The sequence below is a fragment of the Pseudomonas sp. E315 genome, assembly GCF_055406205.1.
This window is the reverse complement of sequence record NZ_JBUZPJ010000005.1, coordinates 82,816-103,597: the sequence shown is the minus strand read 5'-3', so window position 1 is coordinate 103,597 and position 20,782 is coordinate 82,816. Positions and strand designations below refer to the sequence as shown.

At 56.7% G+C, this 20,782-nt stretch carries 26 protein-coding genes; 19 read left to right on the top strand and 7 right to left on the bottom strand.

Translation table 11 applies throughout. The features are described from left to right. Positions 1 to 7 precede the first annotated feature (7 nt). Genes ACZRJQ_RS09410 through pilG form a run of 4 tightly spaced genes read right to left on the bottom strand, consistent with a single transcriptional unit; the run spans position 8 to position 3,498 of the window. A complete protein-coding gene (locus ACZRJQ_RS09410; RefSeq protein ID WP_463978091.1) occupies positions 8 to 2,065 on the bottom strand; it encodes a methyl-accepting chemotaxis protein in 2,058 nt (685 codons plus the stop codon). A gap of 53 nt (positions 2,066 to 2,118) precedes the next feature. Next, entirely contained in the window at positions 2,119 to 2,658 is a 540-nt protein-coding gene (locus ACZRJQ_RS09405; protein ID WP_463978090.1) for a chemotaxis protein CheW, read from the bottom strand. After that, a complete protein-coding gene (gene pilH / locus ACZRJQ_RS09400; protein ID WP_463978089.1) occupies positions 2,651 to 3,046 on the bottom strand; it encodes a twitching motility response regulator PilH in 396 nt (131 codons plus the stop codon). The genes ACZRJQ_RS09405 and pilH overlap by 8 nt, the downstream gene beginning before the upstream one ends. A 44-nt stretch (positions 3,047 to 3,090) precedes the next feature. Continuing rightward, positions 3,091 to 3,498: a twitching motility response regulator PilG gene (gene pilG, locus ACZRJQ_RS09395; protein ID WP_463978088.1), complete on the bottom strand. Its 408-nt coding sequence runs from the start codon at positions 3,496 to 3,498 to the stop codon at positions 3,091 to 3,093. A 247-nt stretch (positions 3,499 to 3,745) separates the two neighbouring features. Here pilG and gshB point away from each other — a divergent pair, with 247 nt between their 5' ends. The 7 genes from gshB to ACZRJQ_RS09360 all read left to right on the top strand — a co-directional run bounded on the left by gshB (position 3,746) and on the right by ACZRJQ_RS09360 (position 9,643). Then, the gene (gene gshB, locus ACZRJQ_RS09390; RefSeq protein ID WP_463978087.1) at positions 3,746 to 4,699 is read left to right on the top strand and encodes a glutathione synthase; all 954 of its coding nucleotides are present in this window, start codon (positions 3,746 to 3,748) and stop codon (positions 4,697 to 4,699) included. A gap of 76 nt (positions 4,700 to 4,775) precedes the next feature. Beyond that, on the top strand, positions 4,776 to 5,675 hold the full coding sequence (locus tag ACZRJQ_RS09385) for an energy transducer TonB (protein WP_463978086.1): 900 nt from the start codon (positions 4,776 to 4,778) through the stop codon (positions 5,673 to 5,675). A gap of 70 nt (positions 5,676 to 5,745) precedes the next feature. Further along, a complete protein-coding gene (locus ACZRJQ_RS09380) occupies positions 5,746 to 6,318 on the top strand; it encodes a YqgE/AlgH family protein (RefSeq protein ID WP_463978085.1) in 573 nt (190 codons plus the stop codon). Beyond that, the gene (gene ruvX / locus ACZRJQ_RS09375) at positions 6,318 to 6,758 is read left to right on the top strand and encodes a Holliday junction resolvase RuvX (protein ID WP_463978084.1); all 441 of its coding nucleotides are present in this window, start codon (positions 6,318 to 6,320) and stop codon (positions 6,756 to 6,758) included. Before ACZRJQ_RS09380 ends, ruvX begins: the two co-directional genes overlap by 1 nt. Positions 6,759 to 6,839: 81 nt before the next feature. Then, positions 6,840 to 7,358, top strand: coding sequence for a bifunctional pyr operon transcriptional regulator/uracil phosphoribosyltransferase PyrR (pyrR, locus tag ACZRJQ_RS09370; protein ID WP_463978083.1), 519 nt, complete (start codon positions 6,840 to 6,842; stop codon positions 7,356 to 7,358). Positions 7,359 to 7,370: 12 nt separating this feature from the next. Next, on the top strand, positions 7,371 to 8,375 hold the full coding sequence (locus ACZRJQ_RS09365) for an aspartate carbamoyltransferase catalytic subunit (protein WP_463978082.1): 1,005 nt from the start codon (positions 7,371 to 7,373) through the stop codon (positions 8,373 to 8,375). After that, the gene (locus ACZRJQ_RS09360) at positions 8,372 to 9,643 is read left to right on the top strand and encodes a dihydroorotase (protein WP_463978081.1); all 1,272 of its coding nucleotides are present in this window, start codon (positions 8,372 to 8,374) and stop codon (positions 9,641 to 9,643) included. The genes ACZRJQ_RS09365 and ACZRJQ_RS09360 overlap by 4 nt, the downstream gene beginning before the upstream one ends. Positions 9,644 to 9,751: 108 nt before the next feature. Here ACZRJQ_RS09360 and ACZRJQ_RS09355 read toward each other — a convergent pair whose 3' ends face one another. Continuing rightward, positions 9,752 to 10,156 (bottom strand): NINE protein, encoded by a 405-nt coding sequence (locus ACZRJQ_RS09355; RefSeq protein WP_463978080.1) that lies wholly within the window; start codon positions 10,154 to 10,156, stop codon positions 9,752 to 9,754. 252 nt (positions 10,157 to 10,408) lie between these two features. Here ACZRJQ_RS09355 and ACZRJQ_RS09350 point away from each other — a divergent pair, with 252 nt between their 5' ends. Further along, complete coding sequence (locus ACZRJQ_RS09350; protein WP_463978079.1) at positions 10,409 to 11,056, top strand: C40 family peptidase; 648 nt, start codon at positions 10,409 to 10,411, stop codon at positions 11,054 to 11,056. A gap of 103 nt (positions 11,057 to 11,159) precedes the next feature. Here the strand turns inward: ACZRJQ_RS09350 and ACZRJQ_RS09345 are convergent, their stop codons facing one another. After that, a complete protein-coding gene (locus tag ACZRJQ_RS09345) occupies positions 11,160 to 12,158 on the bottom strand; it encodes a type IV pilus twitching motility protein PilT (RefSeq protein WP_463978078.1) in 999 nt (332 codons plus the stop codon). 57 nt (positions 12,159 to 12,215) lie between these two features. Here ACZRJQ_RS09345 and ACZRJQ_RS09340 point away from each other — a divergent pair, with 57 nt between their 5' ends. From ACZRJQ_RS09340 to ACZRJQ_RS09295, 10 genes are all read left to right on the top strand, one after another. Then, positions 12,216 to 12,902 (top strand): YggS family pyridoxal phosphate-dependent enzyme, encoded by a 687-nt coding sequence (locus ACZRJQ_RS09340; protein WP_463978077.1) that lies wholly within the window; start codon positions 12,216 to 12,218, stop codon positions 12,900 to 12,902. Positions 12,903 to 12,934: 32 nt separating this feature from the next. Then, a complete protein-coding gene (gene proC, locus ACZRJQ_RS09335) occupies positions 12,935 to 13,753 on the top strand; it encodes a pyrroline-5-carboxylate reductase (protein ID WP_463978076.1) in 819 nt (272 codons plus the stop codon). Positions 13,754 to 13,763: 10 nt separating this feature from the next. Continuing rightward, complete coding sequence (locus tag ACZRJQ_RS09330; protein WP_463978075.1) at positions 13,764 to 14,351, top strand: YggT family protein; 588 nt, start codon at positions 13,764 to 13,766, stop codon at positions 14,349 to 14,351. Beyond that, positions 14,351 to 14,650: a DUF167 domain-containing protein gene (locus ACZRJQ_RS09325; protein ID WP_463978074.1), complete on the top strand. Its 300-nt coding sequence runs from the start codon at positions 14,351 to 14,353 to the stop codon at positions 14,648 to 14,650. The genes ACZRJQ_RS09330 and ACZRJQ_RS09325 overlap by 1 nt, the downstream gene beginning before the upstream one ends. Before the next feature lie 224 nt (positions 14,651 to 14,874). Further along, on the top strand, positions 14,875 to 16,014 hold the full coding sequence (gene metX, locus ACZRJQ_RS09320; RefSeq protein ID WP_463978073.1) for a homoserine O-succinyltransferase MetX: 1,140 nt from the start codon (positions 14,875 to 14,877) through the stop codon (positions 16,012 to 16,014). Positions 16,015 to 16,021: 7 nt separating this feature from the next. Continuing rightward, a complete protein-coding gene (gene metW, locus ACZRJQ_RS09315) occupies positions 16,022 to 16,642 on the top strand; it encodes a methionine biosynthesis protein MetW (RefSeq protein ID WP_463978072.1) in 621 nt (206 codons plus the stop codon). 25 nt (positions 16,643 to 16,667) lie between these two features. Continuing rightward, positions 16,668 to 17,108, top strand: a complete 441-nt coding sequence (locus tag ACZRJQ_RS09310; protein WP_463978071.1) for a DUF4426 domain-containing protein — start codon at positions 16,668 to 16,670, stop codon at positions 17,106 to 17,108. Continuing rightward, complete coding sequence (gene rdgB / locus ACZRJQ_RS09305) at positions 17,105 to 17,701, top strand: RdgB/HAM1 family non-canonical purine NTP pyrophosphatase (protein WP_463978070.1); 597 nt, start codon at positions 17,105 to 17,107, stop codon at positions 17,699 to 17,701. Before ACZRJQ_RS09310 ends, rdgB begins: the two co-directional genes overlap by 4 nt. Beyond that, positions 17,698 to 18,912, top strand: coding sequence for a radical SAM family heme chaperone HemW (hemW, locus tag ACZRJQ_RS09300; protein WP_463978069.1), 1,215 nt, complete (start codon positions 17,698 to 17,700; stop codon positions 18,910 to 18,912). The genes rdgB and hemW overlap by 4 nt, the downstream gene beginning before the upstream one ends. 9 nt (positions 18,913 to 18,921) lie before the next feature. Beyond that, the gene (locus ACZRJQ_RS09295; protein ID WP_047278383.1) at positions 18,922 to 19,245 is read left to right on the top strand and encodes a DUF3392 domain-containing protein; all 324 of its coding nucleotides are present in this window, start codon (positions 18,922 to 18,924) and stop codon (positions 19,243 to 19,245) included. 148 nt (positions 19,246 to 19,393) lie between these two features. Here ACZRJQ_RS09295 and ACZRJQ_RS09290 read toward each other — a convergent pair whose 3' ends face one another. Next, complete coding sequence (locus tag ACZRJQ_RS09290; RefSeq protein WP_463978068.1) at positions 19,394 to 19,852, bottom strand: Lrp/AsnC family transcriptional regulator; 459 nt, start codon at positions 19,850 to 19,852, stop codon at positions 19,394 to 19,396. A gap of 168 nt (positions 19,853 to 20,020) precedes the next feature. Between ACZRJQ_RS09290 and ACZRJQ_RS09285 the strand changes: the two genes are divergently transcribed. Further along, positions 20,021 to 20,743, top strand: coding sequence for a HalD/BesD family halogenase (locus ACZRJQ_RS09285; RefSeq protein WP_463978067.1), 723 nt, complete (start codon positions 20,021 to 20,023; stop codon positions 20,741 to 20,743). The last annotated feature ends 39 nt before the right edge of the window (positions 20,744 to 20,782 follow it).

Here is a 20,782-nt window from a genome sequence, read left to right as displayed (position 1 = left end):
CGCCGCACTACTTTGGGTCGCCGTCTTTAGGCGTGGCAGGCAAGGTAAAGCCGGACACTGAGCGGCGCAGTTGGCTGGCCATTTTGGCCAAATTACCAATGCTGTCCGCCGTGGCTGTTGAGCCGGAAGACGTTTGATTGGTGATCTGCTGAATGATGTTCATCGTCAGCGAAATCTGCCCTGCGGAGTTGGCTTGTTGTTGGGCGGCGTTGGAGATGCGCTGAATCAGGTCAGCCAGGTTTTGCGAGACACCTTCGATTTCTTCAAGCGCAACCCCGGCGTCTTGTGCCAAACGAGCCCCGCGCACCACCTCGGTGGTGGTTTGCTCCATCGAAATGACCGCCTCATTGGTGTCGGCCTGAATCGCCCGCACCAGCGTCTCGATCTGGCGCGTGGCCGCAGAGGATCGCTCAGCAAGGCGTTGAACCTCATCGGCCACCACCGCAAACCCACGCCCGGCATCGCCGGCCATCGAGGCTTGAATGGCCGCATTCAGCGCCAATATGTTGGTTTGGTCTGCAATGTCATCAATCAGGCTGACAATGTCGCCGATTTCCTGAGAAGACTCGCCCAACCGTTTAATGCGCTTAGCGGTGTCTTGAATCTGGTCGCGAATGTTGTCCATGCCGTGGATGGTGTTGTGCACCACCTCATTGCCCTTGTTGGCAATCGCCACCGACCGCTCTGCCACCGCCGAAGACTCAGAGGCGTTGGCCGATACTTGGTCGATGGAGTGAACCATTTGCTGCACGGCGCCCGAGGCTTCGCTAATTTGTTGAGCCTGATGCTCTGAGGCCTCGGCCAATTGCATGGCGGTGGCTTGGGTTTCTTGCACTGCCGCTGCCACTTGGCCTGCGGTGAGGTTAATCGTGGCCACCAGATCACGCAGTTGGTCGACCGAATAGTTAATCGAGTCGGCAATGGTGCCGGTGAAGTCCTCGGTCACCGAGGCGGTTACGGTCAGGTCGCCATCGGCCAGGTCTGCGATTTCGTCCAGTAAGCGCATGATCGCGTTTTGATTGCGGTCGTTTTTCTCGGCGGTTTCGCGCAATTGCCGATTGGTTTCGCGCACCATCACCAAGCCAATCAGGATGATGGAAGCCAGCGCCAACAAGCCCAAAACGTAACCGCCAATAATGTCCAGCGCACGCCCGTTGGCCAGATTTTCAAAACCGTTGGCCAGCATTGAGGCTTCATCGAGCAAGGTTTGTGACAGGCTAAAAATGTTGCTCGCGGCTTCGCGCACATGGAACAGCTGCGGGGAGGTCTCAAGAATTTCATCCACCGAGCCGGACACAAACTGGAACAGCTCCGAGATTTCCAGCAGGCGGGCGCGGGCGTCCTTGTCTTCGACCTCTGCGATTCTGAGCCCGGCGTTGCCTTCGAGCATGCCATTGAGCACTTGCCCGAATCGATTGGCATCGCGGCCAAACGTATCAGCGGCCTGTACAGCGTTTTCATCCCCCGCGAGCACCGTGTTAACGGCGCCCAAAATGCGTTCGGCCAACAATGATTGACGTTGCGCCAGCGCTACTTGGCTGGCCGGGGCGCCGCGCTGCAACAGGATCTCGACGACTTTTTCGTATTCAACCTGTAACTGCGGCACTGTTTCGGCCAAGGTCGCGGCCACTTGGTGCAGCGACAGCACCGTTTGCTCGCTGGCCAAAATAGCGTTGACGTTGCTCAGCAGTTGTTCCCAGTCACGCTGAACGGCTTGCATCTCTTTGTGTACAGCAGCAGGGGCAGCAGGCAGGCCGGTGCTTTTATCGCCCTTTTTCAGGTAAGCCCAACGTTGGCTGAAATCGTTGCGTGCATCACTTAACAGCTTGAACGCCGCCGCTTTGCCGGCAGCCGCTTCCGTGGCGTTTTTAGCGATGCGCTGCGAAAGCACCCGCAACTCGCCAGCATGGCTGATGTATTGCTTGTCGTAGCTTGACTGGGTGTTGAGGTAAGCGAAGTTGGCGAACAACAGCATGATGAACACAATCAGGACGATAAAAAGCGCGATGATCTGCGAACGACTGCGCGACCCTTCCATTGGTTTAGCGGTATGTGCTGTGGTCATCGATCAGGCCCTGAGATCCTGTTTTATAGCTGAAGATAAAAAGTAAGCCTCATTCACACCGCTACCGCCCAAAAGCTCGGCGCCTGGGCCAGGGCAAACGGGCTAAATACCCACCAGTCATGCTCAGCGCTAAAGCGCCCTTGCAGATAAGGGGCAAATTGAAGGCCAGGTAACGACTGTTCGCCCGTTCTCAAATCGTGTTGATCGAAGTGCTGCATGCCCAGTACTTCGTCGACCTGCAACCCGACAAACACATCCTTGAACTCGACCACCAGCACCCGGCGCTGTTTGCGCAAGGCCGATAACTCGCCGCCAAAAAAGCCGGATAAATCCATAATCGGCAGCAATTGGCCGCGCAGGTTGGCCACGCCCTTGACCCAGGGTTTTACGCCCGGCAACAGTGTGAAGCGCGGTTCGTGGAGGATTTCAGCGATTTCACCCATCGGCGCCACAAAACAATGCTCGCCGATGCGAAAGCCAATACCGCTCCACGTGCTTAGCTTTGACTCTTGAGCCACCAACCCTGCCGCCAGCGTGCGACAACGCTGATCAATCTCTAACAGCAGTTCGAAGGCCGTCAATGAGTCAGGCATGAGGGGGACGTGGTTGGCTAGGGTTGCCACTCAATACCTTTTTGAGCATCAGGACCAGTTCTACTTCCTCTACAGGCTTGGTCAGGTAGTCCTTAGCACCTTGGCGGGTGGCCCAGACCCTGTCAGTTTCTTGATCTTTGGTGGTCACCACAATCACCGGGATGGCGCTGGTTTCCGGGTCTTTGGTCAGTTGGCGGGTGGCCTGAAAACCATTGAGCCCCGGCATCACGATGTCCATCAACACAGCGTCCGGCTTTTCTAGGCGAGCCAGGGCCACGCCATCAGCGCCGTTGACTGCCTGAAGCACTTCATAGCCGTGCCGTTTGAGCATGTCGGTCAGTTTGTACATTTCAGTCGGCGAGTCATCGACGATCAGAATGCGAGCCATGGCGTACCCCATCTATTTAAGTGCCCGGTCTATTTAGCCGAGTGTCATTGAGCGTTTTGCACGACGTTGAAACCCGGTACGTGAGCCTTGATCGCACTCAACAATTCATCCCGGCTGAAAGGCTTGGTCAAAAATTGATCAGAGCCCACAATTCTTCCTTTGGCCTTGTCGAACAGCCCATCTTTGGACGACAGCATAATCACAGGTGTCGACTTGAACGCCCGGTGGTTTTTGATCAGTGCGCAGGTCTGATAGCCATCCAGGCGCGGCATCATGATGTCGACAAAAATAATGTGCGGATGATGATCGACAATTTTGGCCAGCGCATCGAAGCCGTCGATGGCCGTAATGACGTCGCAACCCACGTTTTTGAGCAGCGTTTCGGCGGTGCGGCGAATGGTTTTCGAATCGTCGATCACCATCACCTTTAAGGCGCTGGAATGCTTATCCATATGTGCTCTACCATCGCCACGGCGACCCGTTTTGTTACAAATATCAGGCGCTAAATCCAAAAACCTTGGTAGCCAAGGGCTGCAAGCGTTGTGCGAGCCTTTTTAGCACAGTCTCTACAGGCAATCTATCTGCCAACCCAGCCCATGCCAGTGCTGGCGGTTTTTCCTTGACCGGGGCCACACTCAGCGCCACTCTGGCGCCACTTTTTAGAGCCTTTGCGCCCACTATTTATTTGAGGAATTCGCCATGAGCGTTCGAGTCGGGATTGTCATGGACCCCATTGCGGGCATCTCCTATAAGAAGGACAGCTCGCTGGCCATGCTGCTGGCCGCACAGGATCGCGGCTGGACCTTGTTCTACATGGAACAGCAAGACCTTTACCTCACTGAAGGTAAAGCACGTGCCCGGATGAAGCCGCTCAAGGTGTTCGCCAACCCAGAAAAATGGTTTGAGCTGGACGCCGAGACCGACACGGCACTGAGCGATCTGGACGTGATCCTGATGCGCAAAGACCCGCCGTTCGACATGGAATTTGTGTACTCCACGTACCTGCTGGAACAAGCCGAGCGCGACGGTGTGTTGATCGTCAACAAGCCGCAAAGCCTGCGTGACTGCAACGAAAAACTGTTCGCCACTCAGTTCACACAATGCACGCCACCGACCGTGGTCAGCCGCCGTGCTGATGTACTGCGTGAATTTGCGGCGCTGCATGGCGATGTGATCCTCAAGCCGCTGGACGGCATGGGCGGCACTTCGATCTTTCGTCACCGTGTGGGCGATCCAAACCTGTCAGTGATTCTCGAAACCCTGACCGCCAACGGCACGCAGCAAATCATGGCGCAAGGCTACTTGCCGGCAATCAAGGACGGCGACAAGCGCATCCTGATGATCGACGGTGAACCCGTGCCGTATTGCCTGGCACGCATCCCGGCGCAGGGCGAGACCCGTGGCAACTTGGCCGCTGGCGGCCGTGGTGAAGCCCGTCCATTGAGCGAAAAAGATCGCTGGATTGCAGCCCAGGTTGGCCCAACCCTGCGTGAAAAGGGCTTGTTGTTTGTGGGTCTGGACGTCATCGGTGAGCACCTGACCGAAATCAACGTCACCAGCCCAACCTGCATCCGTGAGATCGACAACGCCTTTGGCACCAACATCGGCGCACTGCTGATGGACGCCATTGAGCGTAAGCTCGCCGCTCGCTGATCGTTGCCGCCAGAAACAGACCAACATTGCGCTATCATGCGCAGCCTGTGAAACCCGCGATGTTGGTCTTTTTGCCATGACACTCCCCAGCGACCTGCCACCTGAACTCAGCCACAGCGGCGTGCGCGCAGCTGATCGTCTGGGTTTTACCCTGTTTGTGGCAGCGCTGATCCACTTGGCGGTGATTCTGGGCGTGGGCTTTACGTTCGCCAAACCTGAGCAAATCAGCAGAACGATTGAAGTCACGCTTTCGCCTTTCAAGGGTGAAAAACCCAAGGAAAAACCCGACTTTCTGGCCGAGCACGACAATCAGGGCAGCGGCACGTTGGACAAAAAAGCCAAACCGACGACCACCGAAGTTGCGCCATTCAACGATGTCGAGATCAAAAAAGTAACGCCCCCGCCTGCGGCCCGCCCACAAGAGAAGCCAGTTGCCAGCAAAGCCGCTGTGGTGACCACCGCGCCCAAGCCTAAAAAGGCGCAGGTCGAAAAGCAAAAAGCCCCAACCCCAGAGCCTGTTCAGCGTGCTTTGCCTACGTTTGACAGCTCTCAGCTGTCTAGCGAGATTTCCAGCCTGGAAGCAGAACTGGCCAACGAGCAGCAGCTGTACGCCAAACGCCCGAAAATTTACCGCATGAGCGCCGCCTCCACCATGCGCGACAAAGGCGCTTGGTACAAAGAAGACTGGCGCAAAAAGATTGAGCGTATCGGCAACCTCAACTACCCGGATGAAGCACGCCGCGAAAAAATCTACGGCAAGTTGCGGCTACTGGTGTCGATCAATCGAGACGGCTCTTTGCACGAAGTATTGGTGCTGGAGTCTTCTGGCCAGCCGCTGCTGGATCAAGCGGCACAGCGCATTGTGCGACTGGCGGCTCCGTTTGCCCCGTTCACAGGCGATTTGGCGGATATCGACCGGCTCGAAATCATCCGCACCTGGCGCTTCGCCCAAGGTGATCGACTGTCCAGTAATTAGTAGCGTGTGGCCCGTAGCAATCTTCACTCCCAACTTGTCAGTTTCACCTGTCAGCGCCACACTTAGGCCCATGAAAAACCACGCACCGACTTACCTCAAGCATCAGTTCCTGATCGCCATGCCGCACATGGTCGACCCCAACTTTGCGCAGACCGTGACGTATATCGTCGAACACACGGCCAATGGCGCGATGGGACTGGTGATCAATCGGCCGCTGGAACTCAGTCTGGCGGACATTCTTGAGCAGTTGCGACCCGATGTCGCCAACACAGCTTTGTGCCACCACGTGCCCATTTACGGGGGCGGCCCGGTCATGACAGACCGCGGTTTTGTCCTGCACCCGGCGAGCATGAGCTTTGACGCCACGGTTGAACTTGACGATGGGCTGGCACTGACCACCTCGGTCGACGTACTGGGCAGCATTGCCGATGGCCTTGGCCCAAAACGCAGCCTGATTTGCTTGGGCTACGCGGGCTGGGAGCCCGGCCAGCTTGAGGCCGAACTGCTCGATAACGCTTGGCTGACTTGCCCGTACGCGGCCGATATTTTGTTTGAAACCTCCAGCGAGCTGCGCCTTGACGCTGCCGCCAAACACTTGGGAGTTAACCTCAACTTGTTAAGTACTCAAACGGGTCATTGCTGATGGCCGGCCTTCGTTTACTGCTGGGCTTTGACTACGGCACCCGCTCTATCGGCGTGGCCGTTGGCCAAATGATTACCGGCCAAGCTCGCGAGCTGTGCAACTTGAAAGCCGAGAACGGCATTCCGAAGTGGGAAGAGATCGAAAAGCTGATTAAAGAGTGGCAACCCGACGCGATGGTGGTCGGCATGCCATTGCACATGGACGGCACGCCCAGCGAGTTCTGCGCCCGGGCGCAAAAATTTGCCAATCGCCTTAATGGCCGCTTCAATCTGCCCGTCTTTACTCACGACGAACGCCTGACCACCTTCGAAGCCAAGGGCGAACGCAAAGCCCAAGGCGGCCAGCGCGGCAGTTACCGCGACAACCCGGTGGATGCCATCGCCGCCAAGCTGGTGCTGCAAGGCTGGCTCGACGAAAACCCGGCTGAATCTCAAGCCTGACACTGCGTTGGAATGATTGACGCACCTCATTGTTTGCGCCCGCCGCTGCATGCATTCTGCGCGGGCCTTTAAGGAGCCACCATGATCCTGCCTGTTCCCGCTGAACTGATCTCTCAGATGGCGCTTGATCTTCAGGCCCATCTGGCCCGTCGCAACATCACTGAACCGCGCTTTATTGGTATTCGCACCGGTGGCATTTGGGTTGCCCAAGCACTGCTGCGTGAGCTGGGCAACGACGCGCCGCTGGGCACGCTGGACGTGTCGTTTTACCGCGATGACTTCAGCCAGAACGGCTTGCACCCGCAAGTGCGTCCCTCCGATTTGCCGTTTGAGATCGAGGGCCAGCATCTGGTGCTGATCGACGACGTGCTGATGAGTGGTCGCACCATTCGCGCCGCGCTCAACGAATTGTTCGACTATGGTCGTCCGGCCAGCGTGACGCTGGTGACCCTGTTGGACCTTGATGCCGCCGAGCTGCCGATCCGGCCAAATGTGGTGGGTGCGACCTTGTCGCTTAAGCCCAGCGAGCGGGTAAAGCTCTCTGGCCCCGCGCCACTGACACTCGAACTTCAAGATCTATCTCAAGACCCAGCCCTTTAAGAGACCACTGCGATGACGCCTATAGACGCCAAGCGCCCGCTGCAGCTCAATGATCAGGGCCAGCTGCGCCACTTCCTGTCGCTCGACGGTTTGTCCCGTGAGCTGCTGACAGAAATCCTCGACACCGCTGACTCGTTCCTTGAAGTCGGCGCCCGTGCGGTCAAAAAAGTCCCGTTGTTGCGCGGTAAAACGGTGTGCAACGTGTTCTTTGAAAACTCCACCCGTACTCGCACCACCTTTGAAATGGCCGCTCAGCGGTTGTCTGCTGACGTGATCACGCTGAACGTGTCTACCTCGTCGGCGAGCAAGGGTGAGACGTTGCTCGACACTCTGCGCAACCTTGAGGCGATGGCCGCCGATATGTTCGTCGTGCGTCATGGCGATTCGGGGGCGGCGCATTTTATTGCCGAGCACGTGTGCCCACAGGTCGCAATTATCAACGGCGGCGACGGCCGCCACGCGCACCCGACCCAGGGCATGCTCGACATGCTGACTATTCGTCGCCACAAAGGTGGGTTCGAAAACCTGTCGGTGGCTATCGTTGGCGACATCCTGCACTCGCGAGTGGCACGCTCCAACATGATTGCCCTCAAGACGCTGGGGTGTAAGGACATTCGCGTCATCGCGCCCAAGACCTTGTTGCCCATTGGCATCGAGCAATACGGCGTGAAGGTCTACACCGACATGTCAGAAGGCCTGAAAGACGTGGACGTTGTGATCATGTTGCGCCTGCAACGCGAGCGTATGTCTGGCGGCTTGCTGCCAAGCGAAGGCGAATTCTATCGCCTGTTCGGCCTGACCACGGCGCGCCTGGCCGGGGCCAAACCGGATTGCATCGTGATGCACCCCGGCCCGATCAACCGTGGCGTCGAGATTGAGTCGGCGGTGGCCGATGGCCCGCACTCGGTCATCCTCAATCAAGTGACTTACGGCATTGCCGTGCGCATGGCTGTGTTGTCCATGACCATGAGCGGGCAAACTGCCCAGCGCCAATTCGAACAGGAGAACGCCCAGTGAAGCTCAGCATTCTCGGCGCCCGCGTGATTGATCCGGCCAGCCAGCTGGACCAAGTGACTGACCTGCATCTGGAAGCAGGCAAGATCATTGCTATCGGCGCCGCACCCGCCGGTTTTACCCCAACCCAAACCCTGGACGCCAAAGGCCTGATTGCCGCGCCGGGGCTGGTTGACCTCAACGTTGCCCTGCGCGAGCCGGGTTACAGCCGCAAAGGCACTATCGCCACTGAAACCCGTGCTGCCGCAGCCGGTGGCGTGACCAGCCTGTGCTGCCCGCCGTTGACCAAGCCTGTGCTCGACACCTCGGCGGTGGCGGAGTTGATCCTTGATCGTGCTCGCGAAGCGGGTAACTGCAAGGTGTTCCCTGTGGGCGCCCTGAGCAAAGGGCTGGACGGTGAGCAGTTGGCCGAGCTGATTGCCCTGCGTGACGCGGGTTGCGTCGCCTTCGGCAATGGCCTTAACAGTTTCACCAACACCCGCACCCTGTGCCGCGCACTGGAATACGCAGCGACCTTCGACCTGACTGTGATTTTTCACTCGCAGGATCGTGATCTGGCCGAAGGCGGCCTGGCCCATGATGGCGCAATGGCGGCGTTCCGTGGCTTGCCGGGCATCCCGGAAACAGCTGAAACCGTGGCCTTGGCCCGCGATCTGCTGTTGGTTGAACAAAGCGGTGTTCGCGCACACTTCAGCCAGTTGACCAGTGCGCGTGGGGTGGCGCTGATTGCACAGGCACAAGCTCGCGGGTTGAAAGTGACCGCTGATGTGGCGCTGTATCAACTGATTTTGACGGACGAGGCGCTGGTGGACTTCTCCAGCGTGTACCACGTACAGCCGCCGCTGCGTACCCGTGCTGACCGCGACGGTCTGCGTGAGGCGGTGAAGTCTGGCGTGGTGCAAGCCATCTCCAGCCATCACCAACCCCACGAGCGTGACGCCAAGCTGGCACCGTTCGGCGCCACCGAGCCGGGCATCAGCAGTGTCGAATTGCTGTTGCCGCTGGCGATGACCTTGGTGCAAGACGGTTTGCTGGACTTGCCGACACTGCTGGCACGCCTGAGCACAGGCCCGGCTGATGCTTTACGCTTGCCTGCGGGGCGTTTGAGCGTGGGGGCTGCTGCAGACTTGGTGCTGTTTGACCCGGCGGCTTCAACGGTGGCGGGTGAAAAGTGGCACTCCAAAGGCGACAACTGCCCGTTCTTGGGCCATTGCCTGCCGAGCGCCGTGCGTTACACGCTGGTGGATGGCCGCATCAGTTACGAAGGCTGACATCTGATGACTAACCTGTAGTCGCTGCCAAAGGCTGCAATAGCTTTTGAAAGGACCTTTGCTCCTTATCGCAGCGTTCAGCCGCGACTACAGGTTGGGATGCTTTGTTTACCGACGCTCAGCGTTCTTGATCGAAATCTGAGTGTTCAGCGTCCAGAAGTCATAAAGGATGCCGAGCAAAAACAAACCGCCGGTGCACAGGTAGATGATCCCGGTGATCCACTTGCCCATGTACATACGGTGTACGCCGAACAACCCCAAAAACGTCAGCAGAATCCAGGCCACGCTGTAGTCGGTATCCCCGGCGGTAAAGCGCAGGTCTGCCTCGCGGTCCATGCTTGGGATCAGAAACAAGTCGATCAGCCAGCCAATACCCAACAAGCCCAGCGTGAAAAACCAGATTGTGCCGGTTACTGGCTTGCCGTAATAAAAGCGATGCGCCCCGGTAAAACCCAAAATCCAAAGTAAATAACCCAGCACTTTGCTGTGGGTATCGTCTCGATAGCCGCTCATAAACACCCTCTTTGATGCTGATAGAAAAATATTGTGATTTTTTTTGTGACTTTTTTACTGTCTTGCAACAGGTAAAAGTGTCTTACAAAAAATGGCGCAAAGCCTTGTATCACCTGACCTGTACGACAGGCATGTGACAACTTGCCACGCCGATTGTGCTTTTTACCCCTCGCGGCCAATCGACAAACGGCCTGAGAAAGGACAAAAAAGCTGTTATAAAGTTGCGCGCTTACCTATTCAGAGCCCTGCCGAATGCGACCAATATTCAAGACATGGCTAACCATTTGCCTATTAATGCCACTGGCCGCCCACGCCACCAATCGTGAGCAACATCTTCCTTCAGGCTTCACAGGCTACACCGCAAAGTCATCTGCGACCCCAGCCTTTGTTGCCACCAAGAGCAAAACCGTAGCACGCCCAACGCTGAGTAAAGCGTCTCGTAAAGCGCCTGGCAAAATTGCAACCGCCTCGCTGGTAGCCGCAAACAAGCAAAGCAGCTCCGTGCTCAGCCGTGCAGTAAATGTGTTGGGCACCCCTTATCGTTGGGGCGGCAGCAGCCCAACTAAAGGGTTCGATTGCAGCGGGCTGGTGAAATACGCCTTCAATGACGTGGCGGCGGTCAATCTGCCACGCAGCTCCAGCGCTATGGCCAGCGGTCATGGGCAAAAAGTGGATCGCAAGGACTTGAAGCCCGGCGACTTGCTGTTTTTCAACATCAAGAGCCGCAAGGTCAACCATGTTGCCATTTACTTGGGCAATGACCGCTTCATTCACGCGCCGCGTCGTGGCAAGTCCGTGACGATCGACACCTTGAAGAAGCCTTACTGGCAGAGCCACTACGTGGTTGCCAAGCGTGTATTGCCTAAAGAGCAAAGCAATCTGCAAGTGGTTCAGCGCTAGCTTCTGGCCAGCAACCCACTCGTAGGAGCTGTCGAGTGAAATGAGGCTGCGATCATTTGATCTTGAGGGTCAAAAGCTCGCAGTCTTCGTGCCTCGACAGCGCCTATGAAGCTTCGATTACCCCTTTGTCTTTCAGCCTTTTCAGGCTCATCTCCAGCGTCTGCATGCCCACGGCCGCGCCGGTTTGAATGGCTGAGACCATCTGCGCCACTTTGTTTTCCCGAATCAGGTTTCGAATGGCTGGCGTGCCCAGCATGATTTCGTGTGCCGCCACGCGTCCGCCACCCTTCTTGTTGACCAGCGTTTGGGAAATCACCGCCTGCAGTGACTCAGACAGCATGGCGCGCACCATCGCCTTTTCTTCTGCCGCAAACACATCCACGACTCGATCAATGGTTTTGGCCGCTGACGGTGTGTGCAAGGTGGCAAGCACCAAGTGCCCGGTTTCAGCCGCAGTCAGCGCCAAGCGAATGGTGTCCAGATCACGCATCTCGCCCAGCATGATTACGTCGGGGTCTTCACGCAGAGCCGAACGTAACGCCGCCGCAAAGCTGTGGGTATTGCGCTGCACCTCGCGCTGATTGATCAGGCTGCACTTAGGCTGGTGGATGAATTCAATGGGGTCTTCAATCGTGAGGATGTGCAGCGGGCGAGTGGCGTTCAGGTGATCGATCATCGCTGCCAAGGTGGTGGTTTTGCCCGAGCCGGTTGCGCCCGTCACCAACACCAGCCCTCGTGGCGTGTCGCAGAGTTGCTTGAATACCTCGCCCAACCCCAGCGACTCCAGGCTCGGCACTGAAGAGGCAATGGTGCGAAACACCGCCCCAGCACCCCGCTGCTGCTCAAAGGCATTTACCCGAAAGCGCCCCAGCGTCGGCACCTCGCAGGAAAAGTCAGCCTCAAGTTCGGCCTCAAACGCACAGCGCTGGGCATCACTCATTACGCTGTGAATAAGGGCTCGCACCTGATCGCACGTCAGCACAGGCAGTTCACAACGCGTCATTGCACCGTCTATGCGTAGCATCGGCGCTACACCTGCCGACAGGTGCAAGTCTGAAGCGCCTTGGCTGACGCTAAGCGCCAACAGGTCGGCGATATCCATCCCCCCTCCCAATTCCAGTAGAATGCCGCTGACTTTCACAACGGCGGGCTTAAATGAATGTCCACGATAGCAGGCAACATTGCTCTGGTTGAGGCGCGCATCCGCGACGCAGCACTGGCTGTGCAACGCGATGTAACCAGCGTTCACTTACTCGCGGTCAGCAAGACCAAACCCGCCGCAGCGCTGCGTGAAGCCTACGCCGCCGGGCTTCGCGATTTTGGCGAAAACTACCTGCAAGAAGCTCGCGCCAAGCAGGTTGAATTAGCTGACCTGCCCTTGTGTTGGCACTTCATTGGCCCCATTCAATCGAACAAGACGCGTGACATCGCCGAGCATTTTGCGTGGGTGCATTCCGTAGATCGCTTAAAAATTGCCCAGCGTTTGTCTGAGCAGCGCCCAGCGGACTTGCCGCCGCTGAACATCTGCATTCAGGTCAATGTCAGTGGCGAGGCCAGTAAATCGGGCTGTACGCCGCAAGACTTGCCAGCGCTGGCGGCCGCTATCGATGCATTGCCGCGCCTGAAACTGCGCGGTTTGATGGCGATCCCGGAGCCGACCGACGACCGCTCGGAGCAAGATGCTGCCTTCGCGACAGTCCGCACATTGTTGCAAAGCCTGAACATGGGGCTCGATACGCTTTCAATGGGCATGAGCCATGACCTTGAGTCGGCCATTGCCCAAGGCGCGACGTGGGTGCGAATCGGCACCGCGTTATTTGGCGCTCGCGACTACAGTCAGGCCTGAGAAGGGCCGTCCATTTTTTATAAGGATCTGTTATGAGCAAGACGTGTATTGCCTTTATCGGGGCCGGCAACATGGCCTCCAGCCTGATCGGCGGCCTGCGGGCCAAAGGTCTGGACGCTGCACAGATCCGCGCCAGCGATCCCGGCGCCGAAACACGGGCCAAGGTCGCGACTGAACATGGCATTGAGGTGTTTGCCGACAACGCACAAGCCGTTGCGGACGCTGATGTGATTGTGATCGCAGTCAAGCCACAAGCCATGAAAGCGGTGTGCCAAGACCTGCGCCCACACCTCAAACCGCATCAACTGTTGGTGTCCATCGCCGCAGGCATTACCTGCACAAGCCTGCTTAACTGGCTGGGCGAGCAACCACTGGTACGCTGCATGCCCAACACCCCGGCGTTGCTGGGCAAAGGCGTTAGCGGTTTGTACGCCACGGCATCAGTGACTGCTGAGCAACGCACACAGGCGGATGAGCTGTTGAGCGCCGTAGGTCTCGTTGTTTGGGTTGATCAAGAAGCACAAATCGATGCCGTGACGGCGGTATCGGGCAGTGGCCCGGCGTATTTCTTCTTGCTGATCGAAGCCATGACTGACGCTGGCGTCAAGCTGGGGCTAACCCGTGATGTGGCCGAGCAGCTTGCACAACAGACCGCGCTGGGCGCCGCTCACATGGCGGTGGGTAGCGACGTTGACGCCGCTGAGTTGCGCCGTCGTGTAACGTCGCCTGCGGGCACTACCGAAGCTGCTATCAAATCGTTTCAAGCCAGTGGTTTTGAAGCCATGGTCGAAAAAGCATTGAGTGCCGCCGCGCACCGCTCGGCCGAGATGGCCGAACAATTGGGTCAATAAGGAGCACATGATGTCTGGACTTAATGGCGCTGCCATTTTCGTGATTCAAACCTTGGGTAGCCTCTACCTGTTGGTTGTACTGCTACGTTTCATCCTGCAACTGGTACGGGCCAACTTCTACAACCCGCTGTGCCAGTTCACCGTTAAAGCCACACAGCCGCTGCTCAAGCCTTTGCGCCGCGTGATCCCGAGCCTATTCGGGCTGGACATGTCGTCGCTGGTATTGGCGATCGTCGTGCAAATGGTGATCTTCGCCGTGGTGCTGACCCTGAGCTACATGTCGTTCAACGTGTTGGGGCTGCTGGCGTGGGCAATCATTGGTGTGACGGCGCTGTTTTTGAAGGTGTTCTTCTTTGCCCTGATCATCAGCGTAATCCTGTCGTGGGTTGCGCCGGGTAGCACCAGCCCCGGTGCTGAGCTGGTCAACCAAATCACCGAGCCTGCGTTGGCGCCGTTCCGCCGCTTTCTGCCAAGCATGGGCGGGTTGGATATTTCGCCGATATTGGCATTCATGGTGATTCAACTGATCCAAAGCTTTGTGATACCGCCATTGGCCATGTACGTCGGCATGCCAGTTGTGCTGTTTGGCTTGATCTGATGAGCTACTTCCGTTGGGACGGTGAAGACCTGATTCTCGACTGTCACCTGCAACCGAAGGCCAGCAGCGACGAGTTTGCTGGCCTGCACGGTGACCGTTTGAAAATCCGTCTGACTGCCCCTCCGGTAGAAGGCAAAGCCAACGCCCACCTGATGGCCTTTCTGGCCAAGGCATTTGGCATTTCAAAAAGTCAGGTCAGCCTGATCAGCGGCGAACTCAACCGGCAAAAACGCGTGCGCTTGCACGGGCCGAAAAAGCTGCCGGATTTACCTGGGTTGACCAGACCTGATCTTTTGTAACAGCTGCCGAAGGCTGTGTTCGGTTGCGTAGCGGCCGTAAACCTTGCGGGCCAAATCTGGCTGTCACACCGCACAGTTTGACTGTGCGACGGCTTCGCCGCCGAACGCAGCCTTCGGCAGCTGCTACAGGTCGGCGCTCATCAACGAAATCAGCCCAGACCATTGCTTGCCGCTCAGTGCCCCGCTCATTAGACTTACGCCTCATTTAAATGAGAGCAGGGTCAATGCCAGCTGCCTTTCCCCCCGATTCCGTTGGTCTGGTTGTGCCGCAAATTGCACACTTCAGCGAACCGCTCGCTTTGGCCTGCGGGCGCTCATTGCCAGCCTATGACCTGATTTACGAAACCTACGGCACGCTCAATGCCACGGGCAGCAATGCCGTGCTGATTTGCCATGCGCTCTCCGGGCACCATCACGCCGCAGGCTTTCACAGTGTCGACGACCGCAAACCCGGTTGGTGGGACAGCTGCATCGGCCCCGGCAAACCCATCGACACCAACACGTTTTTTGTCGTCAGCCTGAACAACCTGGGCGGCTGCAACGGGTCGACCGGCCCCGGCAGCATTAACCCCGAAACCGGCCGCCCGTTTGGCGCCCAGTTCCCGGTGCTGACAGTTGAAGACTGGGTACACAGCCAGGCACGCTTGGCCGACCGCTTGGGCATTACCCAGTGGGCGGCGGTAATCGGCGGCAGCTTGGGCGGCATGCAAGCCTTGCAGTGGAGCATCAGCTACCCGGATCGTCTGCGCCATTGCCTGGCAATCGCTTCAGCACCAAAGCTGTCTGCGCAGAACATTGCGTTCAACGAAGTCGCGCGCCAAGCCATCCTGACCGACCCCGAGTTCCATGGCGGTTCGTTCATGGAACAGGGCGTCATCCCCAAGCGCGGCCTGATGCTGGCACGCATGGTGGGGCACATTACTTACCTGTCCGATGACTCGATGGGCGAGAAGTTTGGTCGTGGCCTGAAAAACGAAAACCTCAACTACGACTTCCACAGCGTGGAGTTTCAGGTAGAAAGCTACCTGCGTTATCAGGGTGAAGAGTTTTCCGGTCGTTTTGACGCCAACACCTATTTGCTGATGACCAAGGCGCTGGACTACTTCGACCCGGCTGCCAACTTCAATGACGATCTGGCCCAAACCTTCGCGGGCGCCACTGCACGCTTTTGCGTGATGTCGTTCACCACCGACTGGCGTTTCTCGCCAGCGCGCTCGCGAGAATTGGTCGACGCCTTGATGGCTGCCAAAAAAGACGTTTGCTATCTGGAGATCGACGCTCCGCAAGGCCATGACGCCTTCCTGATTCCGATCCCGCGTTACCTGCAAGCCTTCAGCAATTACATGAACCGCATAGAACTGTGAGAACGCCATGAGAGCCGACCTGGAAATCATCCAAGACTGGATCCCCGCCGGCAGCCGCGTGCTCGACCTCGGTTGTGGTAATGGCGAACTGCTGAGCTGGTTGCGCGATAACAAGCAAGTGACCGGCTACGGCCTTGAGAACGACCCGGACAACATTGCCGAGTGCGTCGCCAAGGGCATCAACGTTATTGAGCAGGATCTGGACAAAGGGCTGGGTAACTTTGCCAGCAACAGTTTCGACATCGTCGTCATGACCCAAGCCCTGCAAGCGGTGCACTACCCCGACCGAATTCTCGACGAAATGCTGCGCGTTGGCCGCCAGTGCATCATCACCTTCCCGAATTTCGGTCACTGGCGCTGCCGCTGGTATTTGGCCAGCAAGGGCCGCATGCCGGTTTCTGAATTTCTGCCCTACACCTGGTACAACACGCCCAACATTCACTTTTGCACCTTTGAAGACTTCGAAGCGCTGTGCAGCGAGCGTCAGGCCCGCGTTATCAACCGCCTTGCTGTGGATCAACAACACAGGCACGGGTGGGCGAGTAAGTTATGGCCTAACCTGTTAGGCGAGATTGGCATTTACCGTGTCAGCAGTCCTGGCCTTCAGGACCATCACGTCGCGGTTTAAACAGGTTATTTCGAGGAGAAAGACAATGGGTCGGATTGGATTGCTACTGCTTTCGATGTGTTTTGGCGCGCAGGCTATGGCTGCCGCTGACGTGAACGCTGCTCAACGTCAGCAGACATTTGGCGATACAACGGTGTATTACAACGCGTTCCCGTCGACCTTTCTGACGCCTGAAATAGCCCAAAAAGTTGAAGTGCAGCGCAGCAAAAGCAACGCCGTGCTGAATATCACGATCAACAAAGCAGGCAAAAATATCCCGGCCAATATTCAAGGCACGGTAAAAGCGGGTGATGAAAAACCCGCGCGCCTGAACTTCCGTCAAGTGGGTAAGGATGGCGAAATCAACTATCTGGCTCAGTTCCCGGTAAAAGGCCCGCAAACGTTCACCTTCAAGGTGAATGTGAAAGCTGGCGGTGCTAGTGCTGAAACAATCGAATTTACTCAAATGGTCGCTCCAATCGAATGATGAACCTTACGCAACTGGTACTGGCTAGCCATAACGCCGGCAAACTCAAAGAACTTCAGGCCATGCTCGGCGAGTCGGTGCAGTTGCGCTCGATTGGGGAGTTCAGCAGCGTCGAGCCGGAAGAAACCGGCTTGTCGTTTGTTGAAAACGCGATTCTTAAAGCCCGCAATGCGGCCCGTATTTCGGGTTTGCCAGCATTGGCTGATGATTCGGGGCTGGCCGTGGACTTTCTCGGCGGCGCGCCGGGTATTTACTCGGCACGCTACGCCGACGGCAAAGGTGATGCGGCGAACAACGCTAAATTGCTCGATGCCCTCAAGGATGTACCTGAAGTCGAGCGCGGCGCACAGTTCGTATGCGTGCTGGCCTTGGTGCGTCACGCAGACGACCCGCTGCCCATTATCTGCGAAGGCCTGTGGTACGGGCGCATCCTGCCTGCTGCCAGCGGTGAACATGGGTTTGGCTACGACCCACTGTTTTGGGTGCCGGAGCGCAATTGCTCCAGCGCTGAACTCAGCCCGGCCGAAAAAAACCAGCTCAGCCATCGCGCGCGCGCTATGGTTTTGCTGCGTCAGCGTTTGGGCCTGAAATGACCCACGACACACCTCCCCAGCCGCTCTATCTTGGGGCGACTGGCTTTTCTCAGCAGGCGCCGCGTGCGCCACTGACACAACTGCCGCCGCTGTCGCTGTACATCCATATCCCGTGGTGCGTGCGCAAATGCCCGTATTGCGACTTCAACTCCCATACCGCAAGCCCGGTGCTGCCCGAAGACGAGTACGTTGACGCGCTGCTGGCCGATCTCGATCAAGATTTGCACGCCGTGTATGGCCGTGAACTGAGTACGATTTTTTTCGGTGGCGGCACGCCTAGTCTGTTCAGCGCCGAGTCGCTAGGCCGTCTGCTCAAAGGTGTTGAAGCGCGCATCCGGTTCGCCAGTGACATCGAGATCACGCTGGAAGCCAACCCCGGCACCTTTGAGCAAGAGAAGTTCGTGGCCTACCGAGCGCTGGGGATCAACCGGCTGTCGATCGGCATTCAAAGTTTTCAGGGCGAAAAACTCAAAGCGTTGGGCCGTATCCACAATGGCGATGAAGCCATACGCGCTGCCGACATGGCGCGTAAGGCGGGTTTTGACAACTTCAACATGGACTTGATGCACGGCTTGCCCGATCAGTCGCTGGACGACGCCCTGAGCGATCTGCGTCAGGCCATTGCGCTTAAGCCGACACACTTGTCGTGGTATCAGCTGACGCTAGAGCCCAACACGGTGTTCTGGAATCAACCACCAACGCTCCCTGAAGACGACACATTGTGGGACATTCAGGAGGCAGGACAGGCATTACTCGCTGAGCACGGTTACGCCCAGTACGAGGTTTCTGCTTATGCCCAGCCGGGGCGTGCGGCTCGTCACAACCTCAATTACTGGAGCTTTGGCGACTTTATAGGCATCGGCGCCGGAGCCCACGGCAAGTTGAGCCATCCAGATGGCCGAATTGTGCGTACTTGGAAAACCCGACTGCCGAAAGACTACCTAAATCCTGCCAAAAACTTTCAAGCAGGCGAGAAAACCCTGACAGCCGAAGAACTGCCCTTTGAGTTTCTAATGAACGCCTTGCGCCTGACTGATGGCGTCGACGCAGCACTTTACCCACAGCGCACAGGCCTTACCCTCGACAGCCTTACTAGCGGGCGAGAGGCGGCCGAACAAAGTGGCTTATTACAGGTCGAACCGACACGCTTGGCGGCAACCGCCCGAGGGCAATTGTTTCTCAATGACTTGTTGCAGCACTTTTTGATCTAAGGAACTCGAATGGACTTGGTACTTGACCTGCTCGCCACTGTTTCGCGCTGGAGCCGCAGCCATCTCTCGGAGATCTCTCTGGCGCTGATCGGCTGCTTGCTGGTGTTATTCGGTGCTGATTTCAAAGGCTGGGTCGAGCAGCGTCTGGGCAGCATTGCCGGCGCCTTACGTGTGCCATTGATGGCTTTGTTGTGCTTGATCGGCAGCGGCGCTGCGCTGATTTACGCCACACCTTGGGTCGAGCGCGGCCTGAGCCAATTCAACAACTACAGCCTTGCCCCAGTGCTGCTAGTGGTTTTGGTATTGATTGGCGTGGTTGCTGACCGGCGCTGAGACAACACAAAACCGTAGTCGCAGGCGAACGTTGCAATAGGCCCGTGGGGTCAAAGAAACGTGTGGTTGCGATTACAGGTTTAACCGGCCTCCAGTAGAGGAGGCCAGCGACTGAAAACCGCGGCCCGCAACAGTGTGCAGAGCCTGATTACTCCATGCTCGGCAACTTACTGTGCATAGCCTTGATCAGTGAGGTGTGTGTGCTGGCTATGCTCGCCAGCGATTCAAGCAATTGGTCTAACTGCGCCACAGTGTTCACATACGCTACGCCAATAAAGTCATCATCGCCCGTCACCTTGTAATAGGAGATGACCTCCGCTCGTGCCAACAACCAATGCTCTACCTGCTGCAACTGGCCGGGCAGGGCTTTGATTCGAATAAGCGTACTTAACGCATAGCCCAATGCTTCAGGGTTTAACTCGACGCGATAACCCCGTATCACCCCCCAGCGCTCAAGCCGCTTTAAGCGATCACTGCAACTGGGCGCAGACAAACCGACCTGCCTGCTAAGCGCTTTGTTGGACTGACGAGCATTCTCAAATAAGGCGCGAATAATACGGCTGTCAAAAATATCGACGGTAACACCGATTTTATTAGGGTCTTTCATCCATAGGCCTTCGTTTAATCGGCGATTAATGTAAAACACCTGTTATTTATCGCCTTGATCATCTTTCATAACACCGAACCCGGCAACTTTTCTACACTTATGTAGGGATTCTTTCTATTTAAGGCAGTGGCGTTTTATTACATAGGAAAAGCCTTACAGGACATTGAGATGAAACTAGTTATTGATCAGTATTCATATGCGCGATATCTCGTCAGCCTATTTCCCGAGCAACAGGTTTCCAGGTTGCGACAGACTTTTATAAAACAAGGTTTTATAAAAATTAATGACTGCGTGGATGACGAACTTAAAACCGCTGTCCAGCAAGAAGTTAAGAGCCTTATTTCACACCACTCTGAGCGCCGCGATTTGCACTTGGCGACGACCGATCATAGCCCTCGGTATATGAGCGTTGTGCGCAGCGAATTTATTGCCCGCGAAGGCCATGTCATTAATACATTGGCAAAATGCCCACACCTGCTCAAGGTATTGAGCGCCATTGCCGGAACCCCGGTTATTCCTTCGGTATCAGCGGACGAGGAGTTCTTGATTACCCACCAGCATAAAAAAGGTGACACGCATGACTGGCAGTGGGGTGACTATGCGTTCGCCCTGGTTTGGGTGATTGAAACCCCTCCTGTTTCTTGTGGAGGCATGCTGCAATGTGTTCCGTATACGTTCTGGAACAAACATCAGCCTTGTATTAATGAACTGCTGTGCGCCAACCCCATTAATACTTATCAGCTAGACACCGGTGATATCTATTTTTTACGCACGGACACCACGCTTCATCGCACAGTTGCTCTTAATAAAGATGTGACGCGCATTATTTTGAACATGAGGTTTTCTGACATAGGTGCTGAGCAAAGCACGCATGTCGGCAATGACCTTTGATGAGAAAACGAAGAGGCTGGAACCGCGATTAAAAAAGAC

Bases quoted from the DNA above. Each gene is read 5' to 3' on its own strand.
- rdgB (WP_463978070.1), top strand. From the start codon at position 17,105: ATGATGAACCTTACGCAACTGGTACTGGCTAGCCATAACGCCGGCAAA.
- gshB (WP_463978087.1), top strand. From the start codon at position 3,746: ATGAGCGTTCGAGTCGGGATTGTCATGGACCCCATTGCGGGCATCTCC.
- ACZRJQ_RS09345 (WP_463978078.1), bottom strand. From the start codon at position 12,158: ATGGATATCGCCGACCTGTTGGCGCTTAGCGTCAGCCAAGGCGCTTCA.
- ACZRJQ_RS09290 (WP_463978068.1), bottom strand. From the start codon at position 19,852: ATGAAAGACCCTAATAAAATCGGTGTTACCGTCGATATTTTTGACAGC.
- ACZRJQ_RS09285 (WP_463978067.1), top strand. From the start codon at position 20,021: ATGAAACTAGTTATTGATCAGTATTCATATGCGCGATATCTCGTCAGC.
- hemW (WP_463978069.1), top strand. From the start codon at position 17,698: ATGACCCACGACACACCTCCCCAGCCGCTCTATCTTGGGGCGACTGGC.
- ACZRJQ_RS09410 (WP_463978091.1), bottom strand. From the start codon at position 2,065: ATGACCACAGCACATACCGCTAAACCAATGGAAGGGTCGCGCAGTCGT.
- pilG (WP_463978088.1), bottom strand. From the start codon at position 3,498: ATGGATAAGCATTCCAGCGCCTTAAAGGTGATGGTGATCGACGATTCG.
- ACZRJQ_RS09380 (WP_463978085.1), top strand. From the start codon at position 5,746: ATGAAAAACCACGCACCGACTTACCTCAAGCATCAGTTCCTGATCGCC.
- ACZRJQ_RS09340 (WP_463978077.1), top strand. From the start codon at position 12,216: ATGTCCACGATAGCAGGCAACATTGCTCTGGTTGAGGCGCGCATCCGC.
- ACZRJQ_RS09350 (WP_463978079.1), top strand. From the start codon at position 10,409: ATGCGACCAATATTCAAGACATGGCTAACCATTTGCCTATTAATGCCA.
- metX (WP_463978073.1), top strand. From the start codon at position 14,875: ATGCCAGCTGCCTTTCCCCCCGATTCCGTTGGTCTGGTTGTGCCGCAA.
- proC (WP_463978076.1), top strand. From the start codon at position 12,935: ATGAGCAAGACGTGTATTGCCTTTATCGGGGCCGGCAACATGGCCTCC.
- ACZRJQ_RS09325 (WP_463978074.1), top strand. From the start codon at position 14,351: ATGAGCTACTTCCGTTGGGACGGTGAAGACCTGATTCTCGACTGTCAC.
- pyrR (WP_463978083.1), top strand. From the start codon at position 6,840: ATGATCCTGCCTGTTCCCGCTGAACTGATCTCTCAGATGGCGCTTGAT.
- pilH (WP_463978089.1), bottom strand. From the start codon at position 3,046: ATGGCTCGCATTCTGATCGTCGATGACTCGCCGACTGAAATGTACAAA.
- ACZRJQ_RS09405 (WP_463978090.1), bottom strand. From the start codon at position 2,658: ATGCCTGACTCATTGACGGCCTTCGAACTGCTGTTAGAGATTGATCAG.
- ruvX (WP_463978084.1), top strand. From the start codon at position 6,318: ATGGCCGGCCTTCGTTTACTGCTGGGCTTTGACTACGGCACCCGCTCT.
- metW (WP_463978072.1), top strand. From the start codon at position 16,022: ATGAGAGCCGACCTGGAAATCATCCAAGACTGGATCCCCGCCGGCAGC.
- ACZRJQ_RS09365 (WP_463978082.1), top strand. From the start codon at position 7,371: ATGACGCCTATAGACGCCAAGCGCCCGCTGCAGCTCAATGATCAGGGC.
- ACZRJQ_RS09295 (WP_047278383.1), top strand. From the start codon at position 18,922: ATGGACTTGGTACTTGACCTGCTCGCCACTGTTTCGCGCTGGAGCCGC.
- ACZRJQ_RS09385 (WP_463978086.1), top strand. From the start codon at position 4,776: ATGACACTCCCCAGCGACCTGCCACCTGAACTCAGCCACAGCGGCGTG.
- ACZRJQ_RS09355 (WP_463978080.1), bottom strand. From the start codon at position 10,156: ATGAGCGGCTATCGAGACGATACCCACAGCAAAGTGCTGGGTTATTTA.
- ACZRJQ_RS09310 (WP_463978071.1), top strand. From the start codon at position 16,668: ATGGGTCGGATTGGATTGCTACTGCTTTCGATGTGTTTTGGCGCGCAG.
- ACZRJQ_RS09330 (WP_463978075.1), top strand. From the start codon at position 13,764: ATGTCTGGACTTAATGGCGCTGCCATTTTCGTGATTCAAACCTTGGGT.